Source organism: Streptomyces sp. SID3343 (assembly GCF_009865215.1).
Classification (GTDB): Bacteria; Actinomycetota; Actinomycetes; order Streptomycetales; family Streptomycetaceae; genus Embleya.
In genome coordinates this window covers 1-7,322 of sequence record NZ_WWJX01000316.1, presented here as the reverse complement: position 1 = coordinate 7,322, position 7,322 = coordinate 1, and the positions used below count along the sequence as shown (strand labels likewise).

The window sequence follows — 7,322 nt, the reverse complement described above, 5'->3', positions numbered from 1 at the left end:
CGGACGCCGCGACCGCCGACGCACCGCGTCCGGCGTCGACCCCGACACCGCGCCGCTGTACCCACCCGCAGGACGCCCCGGCCCGGCCTCGGCACGCGGCGGCAAGCTCCGCCTTCCCGCGCACCGCATGACGACCGCGATCGCCAGCGGGGCCTATCCGTTCCTGGCCGAGGGCGGCCTGGGCGCCCACGGCCTCTACATCGGCCGCGACGTCCACGCCGAAGCAGCCTTCACCTACGACCCGTTCACCCTGTACGGGAAACTCGACGGCTTCACCAACCCCAACGTGCTGCTGGCCGGCGTGATCGGCATGGGCAAGTCGGCACTGGCCAAGTCACTGGCGGTACGGGCGATCGCCCACGGCTACCGCATCTACGTGCCGTGCGACCCCAAGGGCGAGTGGACCGCCGTCAGCCGGGCCCTGGGCGGAGACACCATCGCGCTGGGCCCCGGGCTTCCCGGCAGGCTCAACCCCCTGGACGCACCCGGACGCCCGGAGGGGGTCGACGAGCGCGACTGGTCCACGGAGATCCGCAAGCGCCGACTCCTCCTCCTCGGCTCGCTCGCGCGCACGGTCCTGCGACGCGACCTGCAGCCCATGGAACACACCGCTCTTGACGTCGCCCTCGACCGCGCCGTCGCCCTCGCCACGGACGAGAACCGCACCCCCCTCCTGGGCGACGTGGCCCACATCCTGGGCAACCCCACCGCCCTCGACACCGCCTTCGGCGAACCCACCGGCCATCTGGGCGCCGCCGCCCAAGACTTGGCCCACGCGCTGCGCCGGTTGGTCGCGGGCGACCTGGCCGGGATGTTCGACGCGGAGTCGACCATCGCGTTCGACGCCAAGGCGCCGATGCTCAGCATCGACCTCTCACGCCTGGGCGCAGGCGGCGACGACACGGGCCTGGTCCTGGCCATGACCTGCGCGTCCGCGTGGATGGAATCCGCTCTCGCCGACCCACACGGTGGACGGCGTTGGGTGATCTACGACGAAGCATGGCGCGTGATGCGCCACGTGCCGCTGCTGGAGCGCATGCAGTCCCAGTGGAAACTCTCCCGAGGACTGGGGATCGCGAACCTGATGGTCATCCACCGTCTGAGCGATCTGATGAGCGCGGGCGACGCCGGATCCCGCGGACGCGCCCTCGCAGAGGGCCTGCTCGCCGACTGCAGCACGCGCATCATCTATCGCCAGGAAGCCGATCAACTCGCCGCATCGGCAGGGCTTTTGGGCCTGACCGGCGTGGAGACGCAGGCGGTCGCGGCCCTGACCAAAGGCCGCGGGCTGTGGAAGGTCGCCGGCCGGTCCTTCATCGTCCAACACCTCCTGCATCCCTTCGAGCTTTCCCTCTTCGACACCGACGCCCGCATGCACCAAAAGCCCCCGCGAGTTCACCGGCGCTGAAGGCTTCTCACCAACCCGGACCGACGAACCCGCGAGCCCCCACGAAAAGGCCGTGAGGTCATGAGCGACCCCCGCCGCGTCACATTCGCCTCCCCCGAAGAGGAGGCCGCAGCCCAGGACACCGCCCTCGCGAACAGGTTCCGGGCCATCGGCTCCACCGCCGCCGACCGACTCCCCATGCCCTTCCACATCGGCGGATACAACATGGACCGCGACTCCATGACCGAACTCGGCGAGGACCTGTGGGGCGCCGACGAGATGCGCGAGGCCCTGACCACCACCCCGGGCCAGAAGCTGAACCTCTGCCTGCGCCGCGACGGCGACGTCCTGCTGATCCGGCACCCGACCGACCCCGACACCGTCCTCGCCGCGTGCCTGGCCCCCACGCACGTCAACCTCGACCACGACTGGACCCACGACCCCCACGCCCCGGCCGTGCTCCACGTCCCCGCCGACCCCCACCGCGCCGTCGAAGCCATCGCGGCGACTCTGCTGCCCCAGCAAAAGGCCGCCGTCACCACGCTGCGCCAAGCCGCCGTCGCGGACGGCACCGAAGTCGTCGTCGGCGTCGGGCGGACCTGGAGGCACGCCGGCCAACTCACCGCCCAAGTCACCGACACCGCCGACTGGCACACCATCCACGACCTCGAATACCACGGGCTCACGCGCACCGGCCACTGCGTCTACACGCGCTACGACTGGGACCGGCAGCAGGCCGACCACCTCGTCGAACACCTCCAACACGTCGGTATCCGCGTGCGCAAAGGACCCGACTTCCCCGAGCCGGCCGACGCCGCGCGCAGAAGCGGCGCGACCTCGACGACCACCGTGACCACCGCACCGGGGCCGACGTCGAGCCCGCCGCGCCCCCCGGTCCCCCCGGTGCGCCCGGGCAGGCCGCCGCGACCGTGAGCGCCGGCACCCAGACGCGCACCCGGCGACCTCGCGCACCACAGCCGGGGCGCAACCAATCACGCAACCCAGGAGGCGACATGACCCGCGACGAGCCCAGCGAGTGGGACAGGCGACACCAGGAACTGGCCGACTTCAGCGTCCTGTATCACCTGGCCGACACGATCGCGAACCGCCTGCCCGGCTGGTGGCAGAGCCACGCGAGCCAGGTCCCCTCCCGCCAGCGACATCTCCTCGCCGACACGGTCTGGAACACCCGTGTCCTGGCCCGAACCCTGAACACGCCGCAGTGCCCGCACGCGGCCGTCCTTCTCGGCCCGGCCGTCGAGCGACTCCTCGTGGTCCCGGTCGGACGCGACCGATACCTGGTCGGCGCGCTCGCCCCATGGGGTGCCGATCCCCGGCACGACTACCCCCGCGACCCGCAGGCACCGCCCACCGCGGTGATCACGCACGACGCCGAACAGGCGGCGGAAACCATCAAGACGGACCTCCTGCCGCTCCTGCGAGCGCGGATCGCCTCGCTCGACCCCACCCCGCGCCGCCGCATCGACACCGCAGCATCCTCGGCGACCGAACCGCACCTGCGCATCGGGCGCGACCCCCTGTACGACCTGGCGGTCGCCTACACCGGCGAGAACACGCCACAGACCACTCTGGACCTGCTCGCGAACTGGGGCTTCGAGTCGGCCGGCCCGGGCCGCCTGAGCCTCTACGACGGCGACATCGCCCTGGCACGCAGGGCCGTGCAGTCCCTACGCGCGGCCGGCGTCGTCGTCCACGCCGACCTGGCCGACGAGAACTCCCTCGCGGATCTCGCCACCGCCCTCAAGGCCGCGCCCTACAAACACGGCACCCGGCACACCACCACCCCGACGCGGCCCCGACCGCTCGACCCACCACCCGGACCCACCGCACCACGCCGGAGCTGACCCTCGAAGGCAAAAGACCCATGGCACCCGTTCCCTCGACGGAAGTCTCGATCGGCGTCCACCCACGCTTCGGGATCGTCGCCCTGACCACCGACGCCGCCCCCTCCCTGGCCGTCCGCCTGCTCGCCCTGGCCGGCTTCGACGCCGTGGGCGTCGGACCGGCCCCTCCCGCTGGCAGTCGACGTCCCGCCCGGCACCGCTGACCACCGCACCACCCAGGAGCCGAACCATGGCCACCACCCCCGACATCGTCATCGGCGACCACCCCACCCTCGGCGTCGTCGCCAACAACCACTCGAACCTGCCCGCCGCGAAGCAGCTCCTCAACCGCCTCGGCTTCGAACGCACCACGGACAAGGGCCTCTACACCCTCACCGCGAGCAACCAACCCGCCGCCGACCGCGCCGCCCAGGCCGTCGCGATCCTGCGTGCCGCACGCTTCGACGTCGAGACCGACCTGGCCTTCGAACCCGAACCCGGCACATTGCGACCCGCACCCGCCCCACGCCGCACACAGCCCGCTCCGGCGCAGGGCGAACCGGACGTCGCCTTCGGCAGGCACCCCACCAAGGGCATCGTCGCCGCCGTCTCCGACGACCGCCCATACGCCCGGATGGTCCTTCGCGTCGCCGGCTTCCGGCACGACCCCGACCTGGACGTGTACACCCTGCCCGCCGGCACCGACCACGCCGCCGCGAGCGACATCGTCCGCAACGCGAGCCAGGTGATGGCCGCCACCGGGACCAAGGTCCACGTCGTACCCGGCACCCTGAGCACCGAACAGACCACGCCGGCACCGGAGTCCGCGTCGGCCACCAGCACAGCGGCACAGATGCCGTCCGTCACCGACGAATCACCCGAGACGGTCGACGAACTCGACGGCCCCGCCGGCGCCAGGGCACTCCTGGAAGCCGTCCGCCGACTGATCCGGGCCGCCGCCGCGTGGTGCACGACCCGCGCCGCCACTGCGGGCGCCCACCTGGCGGACCGATTCACCGACGCCGCCCAGGCCCTGGGTCGCGTCGAAGCCTCCCTCGACCAGGCGAGCGAGCGCCTGCGCGCCGAGCGCCCCACCACCAAGGCGGACCCCTCCACGACCACGGCCTCCGCGCCGAACGCGGCGACGAGCCGCAAGCTCGTCGCGCCGTTGAGCTCGACGGCCGACGCCGCCGAGATCGGCACCGCTCTCGACCGGGTCACCGACGATGCCGGCGCGCTGACCGCAGTGCACGAACTCGTCGAGACGGCCGCCCGACAGTGCGCCGAACTGCCCGGCGAGACAGGCATCGAACTCTCCGCCCAGCTCCGGGAGGCGGCCCGCGCCCTCGACCGGGTCGGCGGTGCCCTGATCGACGTCGGCGACCACCTGGCCGACATGCCCGAACGCCCCGCCGTCACCGCGTCGACCACGGCGACCGCCCGTGCCGCCGCAGCCCGTTCCACCGGTAAGGCCGCCGTCCCACCCGCCGGTCGCATCCCCGTCGTCGCCCATCCGGCCTGGACCGCCGCAGCCCAACCGGGCCGCACCCGCTGAGCGCGCGGCCACCGGAACCCGAGCGAGCCACCGGGTGAGTCCCTCACTCCGCCCGCTTGCCTTCCCGTTCACGCAATCGCCCATCGACCGCACCACCGATCGTGAGAGACACCGATGAACCTCGACAACGCACTGACCATGCTCCACGAACCCGGCCACGGCATCGTCCTGCGCACCCGCGACGACTACCGACGCCCCGACCTCGAATCCGCGGTCGCCATAAGGGGGTTCGCCTGGTCCGACACCGCCCACGCGTATGTGCTGCCCCGCGACCTCACCGACCGGGCCCAGGGCAACCGTGCCGCACGTCTCGTTCGCGACATCGAACCCCACGTCGCCCGGTTCCACGTCGATCCCGACCTGCACCATCTGCCGCTCGGCGCCCCGCTCATGGGCTTCGATGTCGGCCTGACCCTGTACGCGACCGCCGCGGCGATCGAACTCCGACCCCGCCCCCGCCACCAAGCTGCCGTGATCAACGAACTCCGCGACGAGTTCGGGGCCCTCGACGGAGTGAGGAGCGTCGTGGCCAGCCTCCGCAAGCGCAGCGAGGACCACCCCGGCCCGGCCCGAGCCGCGATTCAGGACGCGCTACGGACAGCCGAGGAGCACCTCGCCCACGTAGACGATTCCCTCGGCACCGCAGCCTCCCTCCTGACCGCCTGGAAGCCCCGACGCAAGACGGCCGCGAAGTCCGCTCGGATATCCGAACCCGGGCGGTGAACCCCGGTGATGCACGCGCACAGCCCGACCGACGCCCACGACGACCGGGCCGCACGACGCCTGAACAACGCCGCGGACATCGACGTCCTCGCCGCCTCCATGACCGGACCGGACGCCCTCGCCGACGCACTTCACCACCTGGGCGGACAAGGAACGCTGTTCGCCGCGCTGGACAACCTGCTGCTCACTGCGGCCACGCGCAGCCGGGGCGTCCCCGACCGCGACACCGACCGGGCGCGCGCGTGCCTGCGAGACGCCCGAACCCACCTTGCCCGCGCCGCGAACGACATCGTGTCCGCGAGTGAACACCTCATCGCCCCCTACCCACCCCCGGCACGTGGCATCGGGGCGGCGCCACGCAACGAACCCGACCCACAGCCGCTTCCGGACGATCGTGCCGCCGCCCCGTGGGTCAGGCCGGGTCCCGCCGCGACGCGGGCCGCCCTCGCTGCCGCGCGCACCACTGCGGCACCCAAGCCCGAACCCCCATCGGTCGTGCGGCCCGCACCGTGGGCGGCTGCCACTGCCACGCGGCACCGCCCGCGCTGACCCTCCCCGACGACCCCGAGGACAGCCATGCCTGTACAGACCACCTGGACCGTCGACCACGCCTGCGGCCACAGCGCCGCCAATGACCTCTCCCACAAGTCGGCGGACGAGCGCAGCGGATTCGCGCGTTGGCTCGCGACGCGGGGCTGCGGCGATTGCTGGCGCGCGGCCCGAGCCGGCGACGACGCAGACAAGGGCGCGTGGCTCGAAGCACGCCGAGCCGCCGAGCGGGAAGCCGCCGACGCTTGGACGCAGCGATATGCGATGCCGCCGCTGGAGGGCACCGAGCGGGCGGTCGCCTGGGGCACGCGCTGCCGGCACATCCTCGTCTCGGCCGCGTACACCGCCCTGGTCGTCGAGGGCGAACTCGCCGAGGACGACTGGCAGGGCGTCGAGGAGGCGGCCCGTACGGTCACCCGCGCGGGCTGGTGGATCGACCAGCGCGACAGCGCCCCGGACGACCTGCCCGAACTCGTCGAAGCCGCCACCGGGCGGGACCGCCCGAGCGAGAACCCCTTCCGGTGACCCTCGAACCCGCGAAAGCGCAGCCCGCTCGACCCGCTCGCGCCGAGATCGTGTCCGAGGAGTGGATCCCGGCGGACGACGTGTCGGAGGACTCCGCGCGGTACGTCGCCGGCCGCAGGCCACACCTGGCCTGGGTCGTGGACATCCCGACGCGCGACGAGTGGGATCATCCCGGCCGCGCGACGATCGCTTGCGACGAGGCCGCGCCGCCCGACCTGCGCTACCTCAGGTCCGTGCTGTGGACCAGCCCGGCCGAGCGCCTGTGGGTGGTGGTCCACAGCCACCACCCGACCGTGGACGACGCCATCCGACGGCTGGTCGAGACCTGCCCCCACCTCGACCCCACGCAGGTGACATCGCACGTCGCGCGAGCCGTCTCCGCCCGAGCCGCCCGTGTCCTCGGTGCTGCGGCACTTTTCCCCCGAACGTCCGCCCCTCGTGCCCTCCCGGCTTCCACACCAGGCGCGTTGCCGTCACCGGAGGCCGCTCCCCAGCCCGGGAGCCGACGGTGAACACCGCTCGCCGAGCCCGTCGTGGCGGACCACGCGAGTGTCCGCGGCGAACACGCCGACCGGGAGTGGCCGCGGGCCACCTCGGGCATCGACCCCGGTCGCCGGAGCCGGTTCGTCGACGGCGCGAGCGAACACGACACCGTGCGGGCGCCGACCCGTGCGGCGGCCCCGGCCCGAGCCCCCGCCGGACACCCCCGTGTCCTGGCGCAGTCCACCGCCCGCCGGCC

At 72.9% G+C, this 7,322-nt stretch carries 10 protein-coding genes; all 10 read left to right on the top strand.

Going from position 1 to position 7,322, the window contains the following annotated elements; all coding sequences use genetic code 11:
* Positions 1-1,408: ATP-binding protein (locus GT354_RS10785; protein WP_161356064.1), on the top strand; the 1,408-nt coding region annotated here is incomplete at its 5' end.
* Between the two features lie 60 nt (positions 1,409-1,468).
* Complete coding sequence (locus tag GT354_RS10780) at positions 1,469-2,320, top strand: hypothetical protein (RefSeq protein WP_161356063.1); 852 nt, start codon at positions 1,469-1,471, stop codon at positions 2,318-2,320.
* A gap of 80 nt (positions 2,321-2,400) precedes the next feature.
* Positions 2,401-3,252 carry a hypothetical protein gene (locus tag GT354_RS10775; protein ID WP_161356062.1) on the top strand — a complete coding sequence of 284 codons (852 nt, stop codon included), beginning with the start codon at positions 2,401-2,403 and terminating at the stop codon, positions 3,250-3,252.
* 20 nt (positions 3,253-3,272) lie between these two features.
* Positions 3,273-3,455, top strand: coding sequence for a hypothetical protein (locus GT354_RS10770; RefSeq protein WP_161356061.1), 183 nt, complete (start codon positions 3,273-3,275; stop codon positions 3,453-3,455).
* Positions 3,456-3,481: 26 nt separating this feature from the next.
* Positions 3,482-4,786, top strand: coding sequence for a hypothetical protein (locus tag GT354_RS10765; RefSeq protein WP_161356060.1), 1,305 nt, complete (start codon positions 3,482-3,484; stop codon positions 4,784-4,786).
* 114 nt (positions 4,787-4,900) lie between these two features.
* Positions 4,901-5,509: a hypothetical protein gene (locus GT354_RS10760; RefSeq protein WP_161356059.1), complete on the top strand. Its 609-nt coding sequence runs from the start codon at positions 4,901-4,903 to the stop codon at positions 5,507-5,509.
* Between the two features lie 9 nt (positions 5,510-5,518).
* Positions 5,519-6,058 carry a hypothetical protein gene (locus GT354_RS10755; protein WP_161356058.1) on the top strand — a complete coding sequence of 180 codons (540 nt, stop codon included), beginning with the start codon at positions 5,519-5,521 and terminating at the stop codon, positions 6,056-6,058.
* Between the two features lie 27 nt (positions 6,059-6,085).
* Positions 6,086-6,583, top strand: coding sequence for a hypothetical protein (locus GT354_RS10750; protein ID WP_161356057.1), 498 nt, complete (start codon positions 6,086-6,088; stop codon positions 6,581-6,583).
* Positions 6,580-7,095 (top strand): hypothetical protein, encoded by a 516-nt coding sequence (locus tag GT354_RS10745; RefSeq protein ID WP_161356056.1) that lies wholly within the window; start codon positions 6,580-6,582, stop codon positions 7,093-7,095. The genes GT354_RS10750 and GT354_RS10745 overlap by 4 nt, the downstream gene beginning before the upstream one ends.
* A 21-nt stretch (positions 7,096-7,116) precedes the next feature.
* On the top strand, positions 7,117-7,322 hold a 206-nt coding region (locus tag GT354_RS53745; protein ID WP_237534605.1), incomplete at its 3' end, for a hypothetical protein.

Bases quoted from the DNA above. Each gene is read 5' to 3' on its own strand.
- GT354_RS10780 (WP_161356063.1), top strand. From the start codon at position 1,469: ATGAGCGACCCCCGCCGCGTCACATTCGCCTCCCCCGAAGAGGAGGCC.
- GT354_RS10775 (WP_161356062.1), top strand. From the start codon at position 2,401: ATGACCCGCGACGAGCCCAGCGAGTGGGACAGGCGACACCAGGAACTG.
- GT354_RS10770 (WP_161356061.1), top strand. From the start codon at position 3,273: ATGGCACCCGTTCCCTCGACGGAAGTCTCGATCGGCGTCCACCCACGC.
- GT354_RS10765 (WP_161356060.1), top strand. From the start codon at position 3,482: ATGGCCACCACCCCCGACATCGTCATCGGCGACCACCCCACCCTCGGC.
- GT354_RS10760 (WP_161356059.1), top strand. From the start codon at position 4,901: ATGAACCTCGACAACGCACTGACCATGCTCCACGAACCCGGCCACGGC.
- GT354_RS10755 (WP_161356058.1), top strand. From the start codon at position 5,519: ATGCACGCGCACAGCCCGACCGACGCCCACGACGACCGGGCCGCACGA.
- GT354_RS10750 (WP_161356057.1), top strand. From the start codon at position 6,086: ATGCCTGTACAGACCACCTGGACCGTCGACCACGCCTGCGGCCACAGC.